This window comes from Mannheimia haemolytica (genome assembly GCF_004342115.1).
Classification (GTDB): Bacteria; Pseudomonadota; Gammaproteobacteria; order Enterobacterales; family Pasteurellaceae; genus Mannheimia; species Mannheimia haemolytica.
Window position 1 is genome coordinate 16,090 of the sequence record NZ_SMAC01000015.1, and the last position, 18,062, is coordinate 34,151.

22 protein-coding genes are annotated in these 18,062 nt (G+C 43.6%); 18 read left to right on the forward strand and 4 right to left on the reverse strand.

Annotated features, from left to right (window positions below; translation table 11 throughout):
* Positions 1-23 precede the first annotated feature (23 nt).
* Positions 24-554, forward strand: coding sequence for a bifunctional 3-hydroxydecanoyl-ACP dehydratase/trans-2-decenoyl-ACP isomerase (gene fabA, locus EDC41_RS06875; RefSeq protein ID WP_006248767.1), 531 nt, complete (start codon positions 24-26; stop codon positions 552-554).
* Between the two features lie 75 nt (positions 555-629).
* Here the strand turns inward: fabA and rfaD are convergent, their stop codons facing one another.
* Positions 630-1,556 (reverse strand): ADP-glyceromanno-heptose 6-epimerase, encoded by a 927-nt coding sequence (gene rfaD / locus EDC41_RS06880; protein ID WP_006248766.1) that lies wholly within the window; start codon positions 1,554-1,556, stop codon positions 630-632.
* A gap of 93 nt (positions 1,557-1,649) precedes the next feature.
* On the reverse strand, positions 1,650-2,162 hold the full coding sequence (gene def, locus EDC41_RS06885; protein ID WP_006248765.1) for a peptide deformylase: 513 nt from the start codon (positions 2,160-2,162) through the stop codon (positions 1,650-1,652).
* Between the two features lie 88 nt (positions 2,163-2,250).
* Here def and dprA point away from each other — a divergent pair, with 88 nt between their 5' ends.
* Entirely contained in the window at positions 2,251-3,396 is a 1,146-nt protein-coding gene (gene dprA / locus EDC41_RS06890; RefSeq protein WP_006251919.1) for a DNA-processing protein DprA, read from the forward strand.
* A gap of 94 nt (positions 3,397-3,490) precedes the next feature.
* On the opposite strand, the gene EDC41_RS06895 is transcribed toward dprA, so the two are convergent.
* Together EDC41_RS06895 and EDC41_RS06900 are read right to left on the reverse strand one after the other, a co-directional pair.
* The gene (locus tag EDC41_RS06895) at positions 3,491-4,846 is read right to left on the reverse strand and encodes a PTS ascorbate transporter subunit IIC (protein WP_006251920.1); all 1,356 of its coding nucleotides are present in this window, start codon (positions 4,844-4,846) and stop codon (positions 3,491-3,493) included.
* A gap of 12 nt (positions 4,847-4,858) precedes the next feature.
* Entirely contained in the window at positions 4,859-5,128 is a 270-nt protein-coding gene (locus EDC41_RS06900; RefSeq protein WP_006248763.1) for a PTS sugar transporter subunit IIB, read from the reverse strand.
* A gap of 230 nt (positions 5,129-5,358) precedes the next feature.
* Between EDC41_RS06900 and EDC41_RS06905 the strand changes: the two genes are divergently transcribed.
* The 16 genes from EDC41_RS06905 (at position 5,359) to rplL (ending at position 18,051) form a co-directional block, all read left to right on the forward strand.
* The gene (locus EDC41_RS06905) at positions 5,359-6,381 is read left to right on the forward strand and encodes a LacI family DNA-binding transcriptional regulator (RefSeq protein ID WP_006251921.1); all 1,023 of its coding nucleotides are present in this window, start codon (positions 5,359-5,361) and stop codon (positions 6,379-6,381) included.
* A gap of 112 nt (positions 6,382-6,493) precedes the next feature.
* Complete coding sequence (gene secE / locus EDC41_RS06910) at positions 6,494-6,907, forward strand: preprotein translocase subunit SecE (RefSeq protein WP_006248761.1); 414 nt, start codon at positions 6,494-6,496, stop codon at positions 6,905-6,907.
* A 1-nt stretch (position 6,908) separates the two neighbouring features.
* Positions 6,909-7,472: a transcription termination/antitermination protein NusG gene (gene nusG, locus EDC41_RS06915; protein ID WP_006248760.1), complete on the forward strand. Its 564-nt coding sequence runs from the start codon at positions 6,909-6,911 to the stop codon at positions 7,470-7,472.
* 232 nt (positions 7,473-7,704) lie between these two features.
* Positions 7,705-8,133, forward strand: coding sequence for a 50S ribosomal protein L11 (gene rplK / locus EDC41_RS06920; protein WP_006248758.1), 429 nt, complete (start codon positions 7,705-7,707; stop codon positions 8,131-8,133).
* A 4-nt stretch (positions 8,134-8,137) separates the two neighbouring features.
* Positions 8,138-8,827: a 50S ribosomal protein L1 gene (rplA, locus tag EDC41_RS06925; RefSeq protein WP_006248757.1), complete on the forward strand. Its 690-nt coding sequence runs from the start codon at positions 8,138-8,140 to the stop codon at positions 8,825-8,827.
* A gap of 61 nt (positions 8,828-8,888) precedes the next feature.
* Complete coding sequence (locus EDC41_RS06930; protein WP_006248756.1) at positions 8,889-9,308, forward strand: hypothetical protein; 420 nt, start codon at positions 8,889-8,891, stop codon at positions 9,306-9,308.
* An 86-nt stretch (positions 9,309-9,394) separates the two neighbouring features.
* The gene (locus tag EDC41_RS06935) at positions 9,395-10,618 is read left to right on the forward strand and encodes a beta-ketoacyl-ACP synthase (protein ID WP_172459178.1); all 1,224 of its coding nucleotides are present in this window, start codon (positions 9,395-9,397) and stop codon (positions 10,616-10,618) included.
* Positions 10,611-11,051: a hotdog family protein gene (locus tag EDC41_RS06940; RefSeq protein ID WP_006251923.1), complete on the forward strand. Its 441-nt coding sequence runs from the start codon at positions 10,611-10,613 to the stop codon at positions 11,049-11,051. The genes EDC41_RS06935 and EDC41_RS06940 overlap by 8 nt, the downstream gene beginning before the upstream one ends.
* A 69-nt stretch (positions 11,052-11,120) precedes the next feature.
* Complete coding sequence (locus EDC41_RS06945) at positions 11,121-12,554, forward strand: ATP-binding protein (protein WP_006251924.1); 1,434 nt, start codon at positions 11,121-11,123, stop codon at positions 12,552-12,554.
* Positions 12,555-12,567: 13 nt separating this feature from the next.
* On the forward strand, positions 12,568-13,296 hold the full coding sequence (gene fabG, locus EDC41_RS06950; protein ID WP_006251925.1) for a 3-oxoacyl-ACP reductase FabG: 729 nt from the start codon (positions 12,568-12,570) through the stop codon (positions 13,294-13,296).
* A gap of 62 nt (positions 13,297-13,358) precedes the next feature.
* Positions 13,359-14,504 (forward strand): beta-ketoacyl-ACP synthase, encoded by a 1,146-nt coding sequence (locus EDC41_RS06955; RefSeq protein WP_006251926.1) that lies wholly within the window; start codon positions 13,359-13,361, stop codon positions 14,502-14,504.
* A 13-nt stretch (positions 14,505-14,517) separates the two neighbouring features.
* Positions 14,518-15,423, forward strand: coding sequence for a flavodoxin family protein (locus EDC41_RS06960; protein WP_006251927.1), 906 nt, complete (start codon positions 14,518-14,520; stop codon positions 15,421-15,423).
* Positions 15,424-15,445: 22 nt separating this feature from the next.
* Entirely contained in the window at positions 15,446-16,588 is a 1,143-nt protein-coding gene (locus EDC41_RS06965; RefSeq protein ID WP_006252594.1) for a beta-ketoacyl-ACP synthase III, read from the forward strand.
* Positions 16,589-16,636: 48 nt separating this feature from the next.
* Complete coding sequence (locus tag EDC41_RS06970; protein ID WP_006252593.1) at positions 16,637-16,852, forward strand: hypothetical protein; 216 nt, start codon at positions 16,637-16,639, stop codon at positions 16,850-16,852.
* A gap of 280 nt (positions 16,853-17,132) precedes the next feature.
* A complete protein-coding gene (gene rplJ / locus EDC41_RS06975) occupies positions 17,133-17,624 on the forward strand; it encodes a 50S ribosomal protein L10 (RefSeq protein ID WP_006248749.1) in 492 nt (163 codons plus the stop codon).
* A gap of 58 nt (positions 17,625-17,682) precedes the next feature.
* Positions 17,683-18,051: a 50S ribosomal protein L7/L12 gene (gene rplL, locus EDC41_RS06980; protein ID WP_006248748.1), complete on the forward strand. Its 369-nt coding sequence runs from the start codon at positions 17,683-17,685 to the stop codon at positions 18,049-18,051.
* Positions 18,052-18,062 lie beyond the last annotated feature (11 nt).

Below are 18,062 nucleotides of genomic sequence, written 5' to 3' on the forward strand. Positions count from 1 at the left end.
CACTTTACAGGATTTTAAAAATAATGAACAGTTGTACACCAATTATCAAACCAAGCTATACTTACGAAGAGCTTTTGCTATCAGGAAAAGGAGAATTATTCGGTGAAAAAGGGCCTCAATTGCCGGCTCCACCGATGTTAATGATGGATCGCATCATTGAAATGAACCAAGAAAAAGGCAATTTTGAAAAAGGGTATATTGAAGCTGAGTTTGATATTAAACCGGATTTATGGTTTTTTAACTGCCATTTTATTAACGATCCTGTAATGCCGGGTTGCTTAGGCTTAGATGCGATGTGGCAACTGGTTGGTTTTTATCTCGGCTGGATTGGTGGCGAAGGCAAAGGGCGTGCATTGGGCGTAGGTGAAGTAAAATTCACCGGACAAATTTTACCGACAGCGAAAAAAGTTACTTACCGTATCCATATGAAACGTGTGGTCAATCGTAAGTTAGTGATGGGGGTTGCTGATGGTGAAGTCGAAGTGGACGGGCGAGTGATCTATACTGCTACTGATTTAAAAGTAGGCTTATTCCAAGATACGACAGCATTCTAATCCTTATAACCTTATAACCTTATAACAAAAAGAGCTACATTTCGTAGCTCTTTCTGCTTTTTTAACAACGTTTGATTAGCGATTCAACCACGCCATATATTCCGCTGTTCCTTCAGCAACGGTTTTAAATGTGCCTGTGTAGCCAGCGGCTCTTAGGTTGGTTAAGTCCGCTTGAGTGAACGTTTGGTAGCGGGATTTTAAATGATCCGGGAATGGGATGGTTTCAATTTCGCCTTTGCCGTGGTATTTGATAACCGCATTCGCAACTTCTTGGAAAGATTCCGCTTTTCCGGTGCCGAGGTTGAAAATGCCAGAAATGCTGTTTTGCCACGCCCAAAGATTCACTTTTGCCACATCTTCCACATAAACAAAATCACGCAAGAACTGCTCTGAGCCGGCAAATAGTTTTGGATTTTCCCCTTTTAACATCTGGTTGTTTAAGTGGAATGCCACGCTTGCCATTGAACCTTTGTGTTGCTCACGAGGCCCGTATACGTTGAAATATTTGAAACCACAGACCGGTGATTCTGCCTCAGGCAAAATACGGCGGACATATTCATCAAACAGGAATTTGGAGTAGCCATAAGCATTTAATGGACCTTCAAACTCCCGTTTCTCGATAAAATTATCCGAACGTCCGCCATAGGTTGCCGCACTTGAGGCATAGAAGAAAGGAATTTGGCGATCTAAGCAAAAATGCAATAACTCTTTTGAATATTCGTAGTTATTTTGCATTAAGTATTTGCCGTCCCATTCGGTGGTTGCCGAGCAAGCCCCTTGATGGAAAACCGCATCAATCTCACCAAAATCATCGCCGGCGATAATAGAGGCGATGAAATCCTCTTTATCGCAATAATCCGCAATATCTAAGTCCACTAAGTTGATAAATTTTTCCCCGTTTTTGAGGTTATCTACTACTAAAATATCTTTGCGACCGATTTCATTTAAGGCTTTAACAATGTTACTGCCAATCATACCTGCGCCGCCGGTGACGATAATCATATTTTTATCCTTTCTAAAGTTGAACTGTGGTTATTATCGTGTCATCACACTTAATTTGCAAATTTTTAAGCCATTTTAACCGCTTGTGCCTGGTTATTTCGCTCGTGCAATTTGCTTTTTCAATTTTTGCATTTTTTCTTTGATGCGTTGGCGTTTTAAATTGGATATGTGGTCAACAAAAAGCACGCCGTTTAAATGGTCGATTTCGTGTTGAATACAAATCGCAAATAAATCATCGGCATCGATGATAATTTCTTCGCCTTGGCGGTTAAGGGCTTTGACTTTCACTTTCTCTTTGCGTGGCACTAAGGCACGATGCCCGGGAATGGAGAGACAGCCCTCTTCAATGCCGGTTTCACCGCTGCTTTCTAAAATTTCAGGGTTAATTAACACCACTTGATTGGTTTTGTCGCCCTCAATATCAATAGTAATAACACGCTTAAGTACGCCCACTTGCGGTGCAGCTAAGCCAATACCTTCGTGTTCGTACATTGTCTCAAACATATCATCGATAAAACGATTCAGTGCTTCGTCCACCTGTTCCACCGGTTCACAAACGGTTGCCAGTTTCTCATCGGGGTAAAGCACAACATCTAATATTGCCATTTTTGTGATCTCTCTCGAAAAGTTTAAAAAATTCGTTTGTCTATTCTAAACGTTTTCTTATTATTAGGGAAATTTTGAGGGCGAAAAAATGGCATATCAGTATGATTTATTGCGTTTGTTGCAGGTGCAAATTGGTCCGCAGCGAATCGGACGGTTATTGGCAGAGTTGGATTTTGCCGAATTTTGTGCCTACGATAAAACACAGTTAAGGCAGATCGGCTGGAATGAAAAGCAGATTCAGCGTTGGTTTAATCCGGATAAAAATTGGATTGAGCAGGCACTAACTTGGGCGGAGCAGCCGAATCAGCAAATCCTGAGTTTATTTGATAAAGCTTATCCTTTCTTGCTGCGGCAAATTTCCACCGCTCCGCCGATTTTATTTGTAAAGGGTAATGTCGAAAGCCTTTCCTTACCGCAAATTGCGATTGTTGGGAGTCGGGATTATTCGCCCTACGGTGAATATTGGGCGGGGCAATTTGCCGCTGACTTGGTGAAGCACAATATGGCGGTGACTAGCGGTTTAGCGATTGGCATTGACGGTTTTGCACATAAAAAAGTAGTGGAATATCAAGGTATTACGATTGCTGTGTTGGGCAGTGGCTTAAACCGGATTTACCCCGCACGCCATCAAAAACTGGCTGAACAAATTGTCGAGTCAGGTGGTGCGTTGGTGTCTGAATTTTCACCTAATCAGCCTCCGATTGCTGAAAATTTCCCACGCCGAAACCGCATAATCAGCGGTTTATCGCTCGGCACTTTGGTGATTGAAGCAACCATTAATAGTGGCTCTTTAATTACCGCTCGCTATGCCCTTGAACAAGGTCGGGAGGTGTTTGCGTTACCGAATGCGGTGCAAAACCCTTACGCACAAGGTTGCCACAAGCTAATTAAAGAAGGGGCGTTGCTTGTGGAGGGGGTGGAAGATATTTTAGAGGCGGTCGCCTCTCAATATCAACCTCAACAAATCCCTTTGTTTGATGAGCCTAAGCCAATAGTAAGCACATCTTTACAAGCGGTCAAAAGTAGCGAAAAATTTGCAAAAAATCCGCCAAATCTGACCGCTTGCCAGCAGCAAATTTATCAGCATATCAGCTTAGAGCCTATAGCGATTGACGATTTAGCCAGAGCTACAGAGTTAACGATTGAGACATTGCTAGTTGAATTACTGGGGCTGGAATTAGCCGGCGTAATTAAACAAGTGAGTGGGGGGTATGTGATGGATAATGGGTATTGAACAAGAGCGTTGTCGTTTAACTAAACAAAATTCCCTACCATCAATAAATGGTAGGGAAGATTCCTCGCAGGTAGCAAATAACATCTGATTTTAATTAGGCTTTCGGCTCTGCCGGTTTTTTCGCCAAATAATTATAGGCTACCAACAGAGTGAATAAGCCGATAATAATGAGCGTAATGATATTCTTATCGAAGTATTGAGCCATATAGCCTAACACAATCCCAATACCACCGAAGTCTGAGTCAGAGAAAGTGGTGTTAGCAAAGCCTAATGAACCTAGTACAGGTAATAAGAATACCGGTAAGAAAGTAATTAATATACCGTGAATAAAAGCCCCGATAATTGCACCACGACGCCCGCCGGTGGCGTTCCCAAATACGCCGGCAGTTGCCCCACAGAAGAAGTGCGGCACTACGCCAGGTAAAATTAACACCCAATTAAGTTGTCCTAAAATCGCTAAGCTTAAAATCCCACCTAAGAAACTGGCAAGAAATCCAACTAATACCGCATTGGGAGCATAAGGGAACACAATCGGGCAGTCGAGAGCCGGTTTGGCATCAGGTACTAATTTTTCGGAGAAGCCGGTAAATGCCGGGACGATCTCAGCTAAAATTAAACGAACCCCTTGCAAAATGACATAAACACCGGCTGCAAACGTGATGGCTTGAATGGTGGCATACACTAAATAATGTTGTCCACCGCTTAATGTGGAAACGTATTCACTGCCTGAAGCAATGGCGAGAATATAGTAAATCGCCATCATCGTGAGTGAAATAGAAATGGAGCTATCACGTAAGAAGCCTAGGTTTTTAGGTAAATCCATTTCTTCGGTAGATTTAGAGCCTTTTCCTACTAATTGTCCGATTGCACCAGCGAGCACGTAGCCTAATGTGCCGAAATGACCTAAGGCAACATCATTGCTACCGGTTACTTTTTTCATATAGAAGTGAGCGATAGTCGGGAAAAATGCCATAATTAACCCTAAGGTTAATGCCCCGACAAAGACGAGCTGAATACCTTCAAAGCCGGCAACGGTTAGGATTACGCCGATCATACACGCCATATAGAAGGTATGGTGTCCGGTTAAGAAAATGAATTTTAGGCGGGTAAAACGTGCAATTAAAATATTGGCTACCATACCGAATGCCATAATTAACGCAGTCGCCGTACCATATTTTTCGATTGCCATAGACACAATCGCTTCGTTATTAGGGATAATGCCTTGCACGTTGAAGGCGTGTTCAAACATACCGCCTAAAGGAGTCAGGGAGCTTAAAAGTACTGTTGCACCACCGCTTAACACTAAGAAGCCTAAAATAGTTTTGATTGTTCCTTTAACAATATCGGATACCGATTTTTTCTGTGCAACTAAACCGACCAGAGCAATTAAACCCACTAGAACGGAAGGCACTTTGAGAATATCTAATATAAAAAAGAGTAGCGATTCCATATAACATCTCCGTTATTGGTTAAAGTAAGCGGTCAATTTTTCTTCGAATTCTGCTAATCCAACAATGTTTTTTACCACGATGAGTTTTTCTTTCGGCACATTGCTGCTTGCGGCAATATCTTTTGCCATCACAAATAAATCAGCATCATCAGCAACAACAGAGGAAAGGTCGGTATGACTCACTTCCGCTTCGACACCGAGTTTTGCCAATACTTTTTTAATGTTCATTTCCATCATAAAGCTGCTACCTAAGCCGGAACCACATACTGCCATAATTTTCATAGTAAATCTCCATTAAAGGTGAATGAATAGTTGTCTGAATTTTGAACTATAGAAATACTATAGAATAGAAATGTTAACGCTATCAAACAGAAAATATTAAAAATGTGATAGCGTTAGCATTTTTAGTATTTAATTAGATAAAAAATAATCAGTTGGCATTTTGCTCTGTTCTTTCTAAATAGGAAAATTAAGGATTTAGCCCTATAATATGGAACAATTAGGAAAATAGTATGGCAAATGGAACAAGTAGAAATCGAAGATCTTCGGGCAGAGTCACTTTAGCTGATGTAGCCAAAGTTGTTGGTGTTGGGCAGATGACGGTATCTCGTGCTTTGCGTACACCAGAAATGGTGTCGGAGCCACTACGTAAACGGATTGAAGAGGCAATCATTGAACTAGGATATATTCCGCATTTTTCTGCTCGGCAATTAGCTTCTGCAGAATCACATAATTTGGTCATTGTGACGACGTCGATTAGCTCAACGGAAAATACCTTAATTTTATCGGCATTACGCAAAAGCGTGGCGGATTCCGCATTGCAAATGGTGATTTTGATCGCTGATCAAGAATCTTGGTTTCAAGAACTGATTAATCATGCTCCTCAAGCGATAGTGTTTTTGAATTTAGATTGCCCTCCTAATGTCCGTGAGTGGATTAAAAACAGCAATATCCCTACCGTAGAAATAGGTGCGATAAAAAAAGAACCGATTCATCTCAGTGTTGGAATTGATAGCCACGAAGCAATGGAGAAAATGATCCATTTTTTGGTGAAAAAAGGCTATCGAGAGATTGGATTGTTATCGGCGAAGCAAGATTTATCCATCTTCAAACAATATTTAGAAAGTTGGCATACGACTTTATTTGCACATCATATTTCTCCTTTAAAAATCCACCACGTAGTAGAGGATATTTCGTTTTCGGCAGGAGCAACTTTGTTGACTGAAGCCCTTCTAAATTGGGAAGCAATAGATGCATTGGTTTTTTTATCCGATGAATTGGCTTGCGGAGCATTATATGAAGCATTACGCCGACATATGAGCATTCCAAAAGATCTTGCGATTGCCGGTTTAGGTGGTTTAGAAGTGGGGAGTATTTCCTACCCTAAATTGACAACCATTGCGATCCCTTACGAGCAAATGGGAAAAATAGCAGGTAAACAACTACTTACTCTTTTGAGTGGTAAAACCTTATCAGCAGAAGAGATGATTGTTAAATTACCGACTAAGCTAGTGATTCGTGATAGCACCGCATAATATTGATTTTGCATAAAAATCTATAAAAGATCGTGGCAAGTCTTGTAGAAAATGATAGAATTTAACGCTTTAAAATAATTTCTGATTTTTTTATTCATTTTTTAGGTTATATATGGCTACTGAGATTAAAACAAAAACCCCCGAGCAAGTCGAACAAAAAGGGGGGAAAAGCAAAGGTGCAAATACAGCATTATGGCTGGTTGCGATTGTATTTTTAGCAGTTGCTGCGGTAGGTAATGCCTATTTTTCATCTCATTTTTCATTAATTGTTCGAGTGCTTTTATTGGTGGTGTTGCTAGTTGGTGCTGTTGCACTAGCGGCAATTACAAATCAGGGGCAAAAGGCAATTCATTTTATTAAAGAGTCTCGAACCGAACTACGCAAAATTATTTGGCCGACACGCCCTGAAGCAACACAAACCACCTTGATTGTATTGGCAATGTGCGTAGTAGTTTCCTTGGTTTTATGGGGTATTGACTCAATCATCGTCGCATTAATTACATTTGTAACAAGTTTAAGGTTCTAAAATGAGTGAAGTAGAAGTGAAAGAAAATGGCTCAAAACGCTGGTATGTATTACAAGCGTTTTCAGGCTTTGAAAACCGTGTGGCAGTAACATTGCGTGAATACATTAAGCTTCACAAAATGGAAGAGCAGTTTGGTGAAGTATTAGTGCCAACCGAAGAAGTCGTTGAAAATGTGGGCGGTAAACGCCGTAAAACCGAGCGTAAATTCTTCCCAGGTTATGTATTGGTTGAAATGGAAATGAATGACGATACTTGGCATTTAGTGAAAAGTGTGCCTCGTGTAATGGGCTTTATTGGTGGTACGGCAGATCGCCCCGCACCAATTACCAAACGTGAAGCAGACCGCATTCTAAACCGTGTACAAGAAACAGCGGAAAAACCACGCCACAGAAAAGAATTCCAACCGGGCGAAAGCATTTTGGTTACAGAAGGTCCGTTTGCAGATTTCTCCGGTACGGTCGAAGAAGTGGATTACGAAAAAGGTCGCTTAAAAGTATCGGTGTCGATTTTTGGTCGTGCGACACCGGTAGAATTAGAATTCAGTCAAGTGGAAAAGCAGAGCTAATTTCAATTAATTTCACACACAAGCGGTTATTTTTCTCAATTTTGTGCAAAATTCAGCGGAAAAAAGACCGCTTGTAACAAGATTTATTCAACAAAGCGAAAGTTTTGCTTGAAAAATAGTCGCAAATTCTTTAAAATTTGCGACCTATTACGAGCCAGCCTGCTGACTCGTATTTTTTATGTAACAGGGGAGCTGATTTTCAGCGTTATCACCCATTTAGAGGAAAATTAAAATGGCAAAAAAAGTCCAAGCCTACGTTAAACTGCAAGTTGCAGCGGGTATGGCTAACCCATCACCACCGGTTGGTCCTGCATTAGGTCAACAAGGTGTTAACATTATGGAATTCTGTAAAGCATTCAACGCTCGTACTGAGAGCTTAGAGAAAGGTTTACCGATTCCGGTTGTTATCACAGTTTACGCTGATAAATCTTTCACATTCGTTACCAAAACTCCACCGGCGGCAGTGTTACTGAAAAAAGCGGTAGGTATCAAATCTGGTTCTGGTAAACCGAACAAAGATAAAGTGGGTACAGTAACTCAAGAGCAAATCCGTCAAATCGCTGAAACTAAAGCAGCAGATATGACTGGTGCGACTATCGAAACCAAAATGAAATCAATCGCTGGTACAGCTCGCTCAATGGGCTTAATCGTAGAGGAATAATACAATGGCTAAATTGACTAAAAAAATGAAAGCAATTAAAGCTGGCGTAGATTCTACTAAAGCTTATGACATCAACGAAGCAGTTGAAGTGTTAAAAAAATTCGCAACCGCTAAATTCGTTGAGAGCGTGGACGTTGCTGTAAACTTAGGTATCGATTCTCGTAAATCAGACCAAAACGTGCGTGGTGCAACCGTATTACCACACGGTACAGGCCGTACCGCTCGTGTTGCTGTGTTTACACAAGGTGCAAACGCAGAAGCAGCAAAAGCAGCGGGTGCTGACTTAGTGGGTATGGAAGATCTTGCAGAGCAAATCAAGAAAGGCGAAATGAACTTTGATGTTGTTATCGCTTCTCCAGATGCAATGCGTGTTGTAGGTCAATTAGGTCAAGTATTAGGTCCACGCGGCTTAATGCCAAACCCGAAAGTAGGTACAGTAACACCAAACGTTGCAGAAGCGGTTAAAAATGCGAAATCTGGTCAGATCCGCTACCGTAACGACAAAAACGGTATTATCCACACTACTATCGGTAAAGCAGACTTCTCAGCTGAACAATTAAAAGATAACTTAAACGCATTGTTAGCTGCTTTAACAAAAGCAAAACCAACAACAGCAAAAGGTATCTTCATCAAGAAAGTAAGCATCTCTACTACAATGGGTGCTGGTGTTGCGGTTGATCAAGCATCACTTTAATTTTTAATAGAATCAAAAGACCGTAGTGTTAATACTCTACGGTCTTTTTCTTTAGGTACGAATGTTAAGATTATTATCTTTTTGCTTTATTTTTTTGCTTAGTGCTTGTACTGTATTACCTCAAATTAAGCAATTACCGCCACAGGTTGAATCTGTAAAATCCTTTAAAGTTGAAAATAATGGCCAGCAAAGTTTGCTTCTAATTCAATTTTATGAAAATAAATGGCGTTGGATTCAAACTGATCCTTTAGGTGCTCCTATTGCCAGAGTATGGCTTACTAAAAAAGGTTGGGAGCCAGATGGCTTTGTAATGCCAAATAAGCAGGCACAGCTATTATTTACAGCTTTAGTCAATGCATTAAACCCTCATTCTCCACCTTTTTATTTAGATAAAGGTTGGAAAATTGAGAGGGAAAAATCCCAATTTACGATTTGGCTACCAGATAGCAGTAAATGGAAAGTGGAAATATTGGGGGAATAAGCGAAAACTTGAACCTCTATGCTTGAATCACTTGAATATGAATTTTATAATTTTAGTGCCATTACACAATAATACTGGAATAAATAATAATGACACTATATTTATCAGAGCCCGCCATCACCAGTCCGATTGGATATGGCATCGTGGAGCATTTGAATGTTTTAATTAATGCGAAAGTATCTCCTTTAGATACGACTTCACAGCCTTATTTACGACATAATATTTCAAATAGTTCACCGAAATTTCTAGGGCAAGTCTCTGCTAGATTGCGTGATTTTCCTGTTGAACTATCTATTGAACACCGCAGCCGCAATAACCAACTGCTATGGCACGCCCTTGCAGAAATTGAGCCGAAAATTACCGCTTGTATCGAGCAATTCGGGCGTGAGCGGATTGCGGTGATCATCGGCACGTCCACTACCGGCGCCGATGAAAATATTCCCGTCTTCAAAGCCGGTGTGCAGGGCGATTATGCCACCGAGCAGTTTAATCAACAGCAAATTCTCTTCTCTGCGCCGTCTGATTTCGTTGCCGAAGTGTATGGCTTAACGGGGCTGAGTTACGGCATTTCCACCGCCTGCACCTCAGGGGCAAGAGCGTTAATTTCTGCTGCCCGTTTACTGAAAGCCGGCTTGTGCGATGCGGTGATTTGCGGTGGTGTGGATACCCTTTCGCCTTTAACTATCAGCGGATTTAGCTCGCTGGAAGTGTTATCAAACCAACAAACCAACCCATTTTCCGCTAACCGTAACGGCATTAACATCGGCGAAGGCGCAGCGGTGTTTGTGATGAGCCGTGAACCACTGGACGAACATCGCATTCAGTTACTGGGTTATGGTTCCAGCTCGGACGCTTACCATATGTCCTCACCTCACCCCGAAGGGGAAGGGGCAATTTCCGCTTTCCAAAATGCCCTGCACAATGCTGATTTAGACGCAGCCGACATCGGCTGGATCAACCTGCACGGCACAGGGACGCTTCATAACGATCAAATGGAAAGCCTCGCTGTGGCAAAAATCTTCGGTAATCAGACCGCTTGCACTACCACCAAACCCTACACCGGGCATACCCTTGGGGCTGCCGGTGCGGTGGAAGCGGCAATTTTGTGGGGAATGCTCTGTCGCCAACACAACCCGACCGGCAAGCTCCCTGCGCAATTATGGGATAAACAAGCGGACGAAAACCTGCCGAACATTGCGATCACCTATGAACAGAGCCGTTGGGCAGCAGGCAGACGGATTGGCGCAAGCAGCTCTTTTGCCTTTGGCGGCAATAACAGCGTACTGATTTTGGGAGAAAGCGATGCATAAATTCACCTTCCCTATCGAACAAATTGCACCATTGGTTCCTCACAGTGGCAATATGATCCTACTCGACCGCATTACCGCATTCGGTGAGGATTTTTTGACCGCTGAAACCAATATTCGCCCTGACAATCCGCTGATCAAACACGGAAAACTTGCCACCTACGCCAGCATTGAAATTATGGCACAAGGCGTGGCGGCGTGGGCTGGCTGTATTGCCACACAAGCCGGCGAACCAGTTCGCTTAGGCTACCTGCTCGGCACTCGCAAACTGCACCTCCACCGCCAAGAAATCCCGATTGGCTCACAGCTACAAATTCAGATCAAAATGTCTATTCAAGATGCCACCGGCTTCGGCGTATTCGACTGCCAACTGATCGATTTAGCCGACAACCAAGTGCTTTTAGAAGGGGCGCTGAATGTGTTTAGTCCGAAATAGAGTTGGTAGTAGTAAGTAGTAGTTGGTAGTAGTTGGTAGTAGTTGGTAGTAGTTGGTAGGAAATTCGTTATGCAAGAGGCCTATGACATTCAACATCTTTGTACTCGCAAAGAAGATAAATCCTTTGATCGCAAAAGTGCGAGAAAAGAACCGAAAGAGATTTTGCGGCATTTGATTGGTTTTGCGAATGCAGACGGCGGTTTATTAGTTATTGGTATTGAAGATAATGGCGAAATTACCGGTTTTAACTACCAAAAAGCCCATCAGCCGGAAGAATTTATCCACGCTCTGCACAATTTACAAAAAATGCCGATACCGGTGACCTATCAGCAAATTGAGGTGGTAAATAGTCGAGGTTTAGCGGATTTTGTCTTATTATTTGAAGTTACAGCTTCGAGTGGGAGGGCGATTACCTCTCACGATGATCGGGTTTTTCTACGCTCAAAAGATCAAACTTTGGAACTCAATTTTGAACAACGTTTGCAATTAGAGTACGAAAAAGGGCAGCGTGCTTTTGAAGAGCAACCGATAGCACGCGCTGATTTTACTGATCTGGATATGGATTTATTAGAACAGTATCGACAGAAATTACACACAGATCGCTCAATAGAAGAGATTCTGAAAGCCCGAGATTTAATTAACAAAGAAGGGCAAATTACGAATGCCTGTATTTTGCTATTTGGGAATAACCCGACACGTTATTTTCCTAATGCCCGTTTGCGTTTTTTGCGGTATGAAGGTAAAGCACCTCTGACCGGTAGAACTTTTAATGTCGTCAAAGAATTTATGCTTGAAGAGCCTATTCCTAAGTTATTGGAGAGTGCTAAGGCAGTATTAAAAAGCCAATTACGAGAGTTCCAACGTTTAGATGAAAACGGGCAATTCACAAAAATTGATGAGTATCCAGAATTTGCTTGGTTAGAAGGTATTGTCAATGCGATTGCACACCGTAGTTACAGTAATCAAGGGGACTGCATTCGCATTTCGATGTTTGATGACCGTTTGGAAATTTTTAGTCCGGGTGGATTACCTCGCCCTGTGACGCTTGAAAATATGTACTATACCCGTTTTTCACGCAATCCGAAGATTGCACGAGTGCTGTATGAATTTGGTTGGGTCAAAGAGCTGAATGAAGGTGTTAATCGTATGGCGGAGGAAATGAACGCTTACCAACTTAATACACCTTCTTACTTTGAACCCAATGAAAATGCGGTCAGACTGATTTTAGAAAATAATATTGAACATCGGACATTAAGGGCATTAGAACGAATAGAAGAAATTTTTACGCAGGATATTATGGCGACATTAAATAAAAATGAAGTTACTATCCTGCAATATTTATATGAAAATGAAATGATTACTGTAAAGATTGCTAGTGAGATATTAGATCGGAGTAAAGAATTATCTCGTAGAATATTAAAAAGTTTAGAACAAAAAAATATTCTCACTTGGCACGGCTTAAGTCCAAAAGATCCAACCCAATACTACACACTCAAGAAATAGTAGGAAATATAAGATGAATAATACAGTTCTCATCACCGGCTCAAGCCGTGGTATCGGTAAAGCGATTGCTTTAACCCTTGCACAACAAGGGTTTGATATTGTGGTACATTGCCGTTCTCGTGTGGAAGAAGCGGAAGCGGTGGCACAAGCGGTCAGAAATCTCGGAAAAAATGCCAGAGTGTTACAGTTTGATGTGGCGGATCGTGAAAAAGTGCGGTCGATTTTAGAGGCAGATGTGGAACAACATGGTGCCTATTACGGCGTGGTGCTAAATGCAGGGCTTACCCGTGATAACGCCTTTCCTGCTTTAACCGATGAGGATTGGGATAGCGTGTTGCGTACCAATTTAGACGGTTTTTATAATGTCCTGCACCCGATTATGATGCCGATGATCCGTCGCCGTAAAGCAGGCAGGATTGTCTGTATCACCTCGGTTTCCGGCTTGATCGGCAACCGTGGGCAGGTCAATTACAGCGCTTCAAAAGCCGGCATTATTGGTGCGGCAAAAGCACTCGCCATCGAGCTTGCCAAACGTAAAATCACGGTAAACTGCGTGGCGCCCGGCTTGATTGATACCGATATTCTGGACGAAAACGTCCCAATCGAAGAAATTCTCAAAATGATCCCCGCAGGACGAATGGGCGATCCTGATGAAGTGGCACACGCCGTTGCGTTTTTAATGGATGAAAAAGCCGCTTACATCACACGCCAAGTCATCGCTGTGAATGGTGGGTTGTGTTAACTTTAGGATAATAATTCGTAGGGGCGGATCCAGTACCCGCCCGAAGCCAAAAAGAGATAAATATGAAACGAGTCGTCATCACCGGAATTGGTGCGGTTACCGCTTTTGGTAAAGAGTGGGCGGAAATTCACGGCTATCAACCGCCGAAACATTGGAACCGCAAGCAGTTGCGCAGCCTTGGGCGAGTGTCGCAATTTGTGGTGGAGGCCAGCGAGCGGGCTTTAGCACAGGCCGGTTTGTTGGACGAAAACGGCGTGATTTTCGACTGGCTAAAAGACGGGCGAATGGGCGTGGCGTGTGGCTCGTCCACAGGCTCTACCAATGACATCAAAGATGCCGCCGAATTGCTGATGACCGGCAAATCGGACGGTTTCAATGCCAACACCTATGTGCGAATGATGCCCCACACCACCGCTGCCAATATTGGCATTTTCTTCGGGCTGACAGGGCGGATTATCCCGACTTCCAGCGCTTGCTCCTCGGGCAGCCAAGGTATCGGTTACGCTTACGAAGCCATTAAATACGGTATGATCCCGATGATGCTTGCCGGCGGTGGAGAAGAATTTTGTGCCTCCGAAGTCTATGTCTTCGACAGCCTCTATGCTGCCAGCCGCCGCAACGACAACCCAAAAGGCACGCCACGCCCCTATGACAAAGACCGAGACGGCTTAGTGATCGGCGAGGGAGCGGGAATGTTCGTATTGGAAGAGCTGGAACACGCGTTAGCACGAGGGGCAAACATTATCGCCGAAGTGGTGGGCTACGGTGCAAACAGTGACGGTTCCCACGTCACCCGCCCACAAGCCACCACAATGCAACGCTGTATGGAACTTGCCCTTAAAGATGCCGGTATTCAACCGAACCAAGTCGGCTATGTAAACGGACACGGCACGGCCACCGAGCAGGGCGACATTGCCGAAACTCAAGCCACCACAGCGGTGTTCGGCAAAATTCCGCTCAGCTCGCAAAAAAGCTACTTAGGGCATACGCTCGGTGCGTGTGGTGCATTGGAAAGCTGGTTCAGCATTGAAATGATGCGAGACGGCTGGTTCGCCCCAACACTGAATTTAGAAAATGTCGATGAACGCTGTGGCGACTTGGATTACCTTCAAGGTGACGGACGGGAAATCCACACCGATTATGTGATGAACAACAATTTCGCCTTCGGCGGTATGAATACCTCATTGATTTTTAAACGTTGGAAATAACCGTTTTCAAATAATGAAAAAGATATTATTAGTTTATTACTCCCAAACCGGGCAACTCACCCGTTTGGCAGAAAATTTTGTACAACCGCTTGAACAAGCGGGCGTTTTTGTGGAAAAACTCGCAATCAAACCGCAACAGGAATACCCGTTTCCGTGGCGGTTTATGCGTTTTTTTAACACCTTCCCCGAAACCGTCCACCTCACACCGCCGCCGATTGAGCCTCTGCCCTTTCAGCACGAAATATACGATTTGGTGATCATCGCCTATTCCGTGTGGTTTCTCTCCCCCAGCCAGCCGATTACCGCTTTTTTACAGAGTGAACAGGCAAAAAAAGTGTTGAAGGATACGCCCGTCATCACGCTGATCGGCTGTCGCAATATGTGGCTGATGGCGCAGGAAAAAGTGAAAAAACTGCTTGCCGAGAGTGAGGCGAAGCTCATTGGCAACGTGGTCAAAGTGGATCAATCTAACGACTGGGCGAGTTTTATCACCACACCGCTTTGGATGCTGACCGGCAAGAAAAAAATCGGCAAGCTGCCGAGCGCTGGCATTGCCGAAAGCGAAATGGAAGATGTAAAACGCTTCGGGGCAAAACTTTTGCACATTTTTAGCCAAAACCAACCGCTTGACAGCACCCTTTTCCGCCAAATGCAAGCGGTCAAAATTGACGAAAAATTGATGATGAGCGAAAAAGTCGGTGCGAGAAGTTTCCACCTTTGGGGCAAATTACTGATCAAGTGCGGTCAAATTTCACCGCACTTACGCCAAGCGGTACTCTATTTTTACATCCTCTTTTTAGTGACGTTAATTTTAACCGTCGTCCCGATTTCAACGGTGATTAAACGGCTATTACGCCCACTGCTGAAAGAAAAATTAGAAAAACAAAAACGGTATTTTGCCGAGCCTTCGGGCGAGTAAACGTACCCTACACGGAAACTTTATGCTATCTAACGTCTATATCACCAACACCTCCGCCTTTTTACCCAACGCCCCTGTGTCCAACGATGCAATGGAAGCGGTGTTGGGAATGGTGGGGGAAACGCCTTCCCGAGTGCGGAAGATGATTTTGCGTTCTAACGGTATTCAATATCGTTATTATGCCATTGACCCGATAACCCGCCAAGCGACTCACAGCAGTACCGAGTTGGCGGTGCAAGCGGTCAAAAAATTGGGAAATTCTGCAACATCAGCGACTTGCTTGGCGGTGGGGACATCTTACCCCGACCAAATTATGCCGGGGCAGGGGGTGATGGTACACGGCTTGCTTGATGCCGAACCGATGGAAGTGCTGACCACTGCCGGTGTGTGCGTGGCGGGAATGGCAGCGATGAAGCACGCCTATAATGCCGTACGCATCGGTGAGCATCGTGCTGCGATTGCAACGGCTTCCGAAACCGCCTCCGCCATTATGCGCAGTGAACATTTCCGTGCCGAAATCGATCATAAAAAACTGGACGATGCTCGCCCTGAGATCGGTTTTGAGAAAGATTTCCTGCGTTGGATGCTCTCAGACGGTGCAGGGGCGGTATTGCTTGCCAATCAGCCGAACGAAAAAGGGTTGAGCCTCAAAATTCACTGGATCGATCTGGTCTCTTACGCTAACGAAATGCCGGTTTGTATGTACGCCGGTGCGGAATTTATTGACGGCAACTACACCGGCTGGAAAGCAATGAGCGAAGCCCAACGTGCCGAATGCTCGGCAATGGCGGTGAAACAAGATGTCAAACTGCTCAACGAAAACATCGTCAAATACACGGTGGAAAAAGCATTGGAGCGGATTATCCCGAAATACAAGCTCAACGCTGAAGAGATTGACTACTTCCTGCCGCACTACTCGTCCGGTTCCTTCCGAGATAAATTATTGGAAGGTTTACAGCGGATCAATTTCCTGATCCCACAGGAAAAATGGTTCACCAACCTGACTACCAAAGGCAACACTGGGTCAGCCTCGATCTACATTATGCTCGATGAATTTATCCGCACCCACGATCTCAAACAGGGACAAAAAATCCTCTGCTATGTGCCGGAAAGCGGGCGTTTTTCGTCTTGTTTTATGCTTTTGGAAGCGGTGGTAAATTCGTAAAATCGTAGGGACGGGGGCTATTCCCGTCCAACAATCATCGGAAAACGTATGGACATCAATGACATTCCCCAAGACAACAGCAAAATCTTCAACGGCGAACGCAAAGTGATCTACGCCCGCAATCCGCAACCAGAAATCCGCCAAATGATCTCCTCTATTCTCGCTTGCTACGCTTGGGACGAAAACAACCCGTTTGTAGCGAAGTCTGATGCACGGTTGAAGGCATTGGCGGAAGTTGTTGGTAAAGCAGAAATTGGCGATTAAGTTTGATTTTGTGCTTTACAGGGTCGCAGATTATCTGTATAATTTGCGACCTTAACTTGCGAGAGCAAGCTGATGGTGCTTAGCCTATCTAAGCCCCGTCTAAGACTGTAGGGGTGAAAACTTAATAATCCTACATAGATGGTGAACAGACAGAATTCTCTGCTTCTGGACACCTTAGGCTCAAAGAAGATTGCAGTTTGTAGCAATGCAAGCGGTAATATTTTTGGGATTTTTTGTAAATTCTGCTTGAAAAGGCAGAGTGTATCAGGAGCTAAAACCAATGGCATTAAATCTTCAAGACAAACAAGCGATTGTTGCTGAAGTAAACGAAGCTGCCAAAGGTGCACTTTCAGCTGTTGTTGCGGATTCTCGCGGTGTAACAGTTGAAAAAATGACTGAGTTACGTAAAGCAGCTCGTGAAGCTGGTGTGACAATGCAAGTTGTACGTAATACTTTATTACGTCGTGCAGTGGAAGGCACCGAGTTCGAGTGCTTAACAGATACGTTTACCGGTCCGACTCTTATCGCATTCTCAAATGAACACCCAGGTGCAGCAGCACGTTTATTCACTGAATTTGCGAAAACAAACAAAGAGTTTGAACTTAAAGGTGCAGCCTTTGAAGGTAAAAAACAAGATGTTGCATTCTTAGCAACCTTACCAACTTACGAAGAAGCAATTGCACGTTTAATGGGCACAATGAAAGAAGCTGCGGCAGGCAAACTTGTTCGCACTCTTGCAGCATTACGCGATCAAATGGAAGCAGCAGCTTAATTTTAAGCACTCTTCTTTATTCGTTTAACAACTTATTTTACTTTAGGAATCGATTGTTATGTCATTAACTAACGAACAAATCATTGAAGCGATTGCTTCTAAATCAGTATCAGAAATCGTTGAATTAATCACTGCGATGGAAGAAAAATTCGGTGTTTCAGCAGCGGCAGCAGTAGCAGCAGCTCCAGCAGCAGGCGCAGCGGCAGCAGAAGAGAAAACTGAGTTTGATGTAGTATTAGCAGAAGCTGGTGCAAACAAAGTTGCTGTAATCAAAGCAGTACGTGGTGCAACAGGTTTAGGCTTAAAAGAAGCTAAAGACTTAGTAGAATCAGCTCCAGCTGCATTAAAAGAAGGCATCTCTAAAGCAGAAGCTGAAGCACTTAAGAAAGAATTAGAAGAAGCTGGCGCGAAAGTAGAAATCAAATAATTTTTGATTTA

Coding starts and splice junctions, on each gene's coding strand:
- EDC41_RS06945 (WP_006251924.1), top strand. CDS start 11,121: ATGCAAGAGGCCTATGACATTCAACATCTTTGTACTCGCAAAGAAGAT.
- EDC41_RS06965 (WP_006252594.1), top strand. CDS start 15,446: ATGCTATCTAACGTCTATATCACCAACACCTCCGCCTTTTTACCCAAC.
- EDC41_RS06940 (WP_006251923.1), top strand. CDS start 10,611: ATGCATAAATTCACCTTCCCTATCGAACAAATTGCACCATTGGTTCCT.
- rfaD (WP_006248766.1), bottom strand. CDS start 1,556: ATGATTATCGTCACCGGCGGCGCAGGTATGATTGGCAGTAACATTGTT.
- EDC41_RS06960 (WP_006251927.1), top strand. CDS start 14,518: ATGAAAAAGATATTATTAGTTTATTACTCCCAAACCGGGCAACTCACC.
- rplL (WP_006248748.1), top strand. CDS start 17,683: ATGTCATTAACTAACGAACAAATCATTGAAGCGATTGCTTCTAAATCA.
- EDC41_RS06955 (WP_006251926.1), top strand. CDS start 13,359: ATGAAACGAGTCGTCATCACCGGAATTGGTGCGGTTACCGCTTTTGGT.
- EDC41_RS06970 (WP_006252593.1), top strand. CDS start 16,637: ATGGACATCAATGACATTCCCCAAGACAACAGCAAAATCTTCAACGGC.
- EDC41_RS06900 (WP_006248763.1), bottom strand. CDS start 5,128: ATGAAAATTATGGCAGTATGTGGTTCCGGCTTAGGTAGCAGCTTTATG.
- fabA (WP_006248767.1), top strand. CDS start 24: ATGAACAGTTGTACACCAATTATCAAACCAAGCTATACTTACGAAGAG.
- fabG (WP_006251925.1), top strand. CDS start 12,568: ATGAATAATACAGTTCTCATCACCGGCTCAAGCCGTGGTATCGGTAAA.
- rplJ (WP_006248749.1), top strand. CDS start 17,133: ATGGCATTAAATCTTCAAGACAAACAAGCGATTGTTGCTGAAGTAAAC.
- rplA (WP_006248757.1), top strand. CDS start 8,138: ATGGCTAAATTGACTAAAAAAATGAAAGCAATTAAAGCTGGCGTAGAT.
- rplK (WP_006248758.1), top strand. CDS start 7,705: ATGGCAAAAAAAGTCCAAGCCTACGTTAAACTGCAAGTTGCAGCGGGT.
- EDC41_RS06905 (WP_006251921.1), top strand. CDS start 5,359: ATGGCAAATGGAACAAGTAGAAATCGAAGATCTTCGGGCAGAGTCACT.
- EDC41_RS06895 (WP_006251920.1), bottom strand. CDS start 4,846: ATGGAATCGCTACTCTTTTTTATATTAGATATTCTCAAAGTGCCTTCC.
- def (WP_006248765.1), bottom strand. CDS start 2,162: ATGGCAATATTAGATGTTGTGCTTTACCCCGATGAGAAACTGGCAACC.
- dprA (WP_006251919.1), top strand. CDS start 2,251: ATGGCATATCAGTATGATTTATTGCGTTTGTTGCAGGTGCAAATTGGT.
- nusG (WP_006248760.1), top strand. CDS start 6,909: ATGAGTGAAGTAGAAGTGAAAGAAAATGGCTCAAAACGCTGGTATGTA.
- EDC41_RS06930 (WP_006248756.1), top strand. CDS start 8,889: ATGTTAAGATTATTATCTTTTTGCTTTATTTTTTTGCTTAGTGCTTGT.
- secE (WP_006248761.1), top strand. CDS start 6,494: ATGGCTACTGAGATTAAAACAAAAACCCCCGAGCAAGTCGAACAAAAA.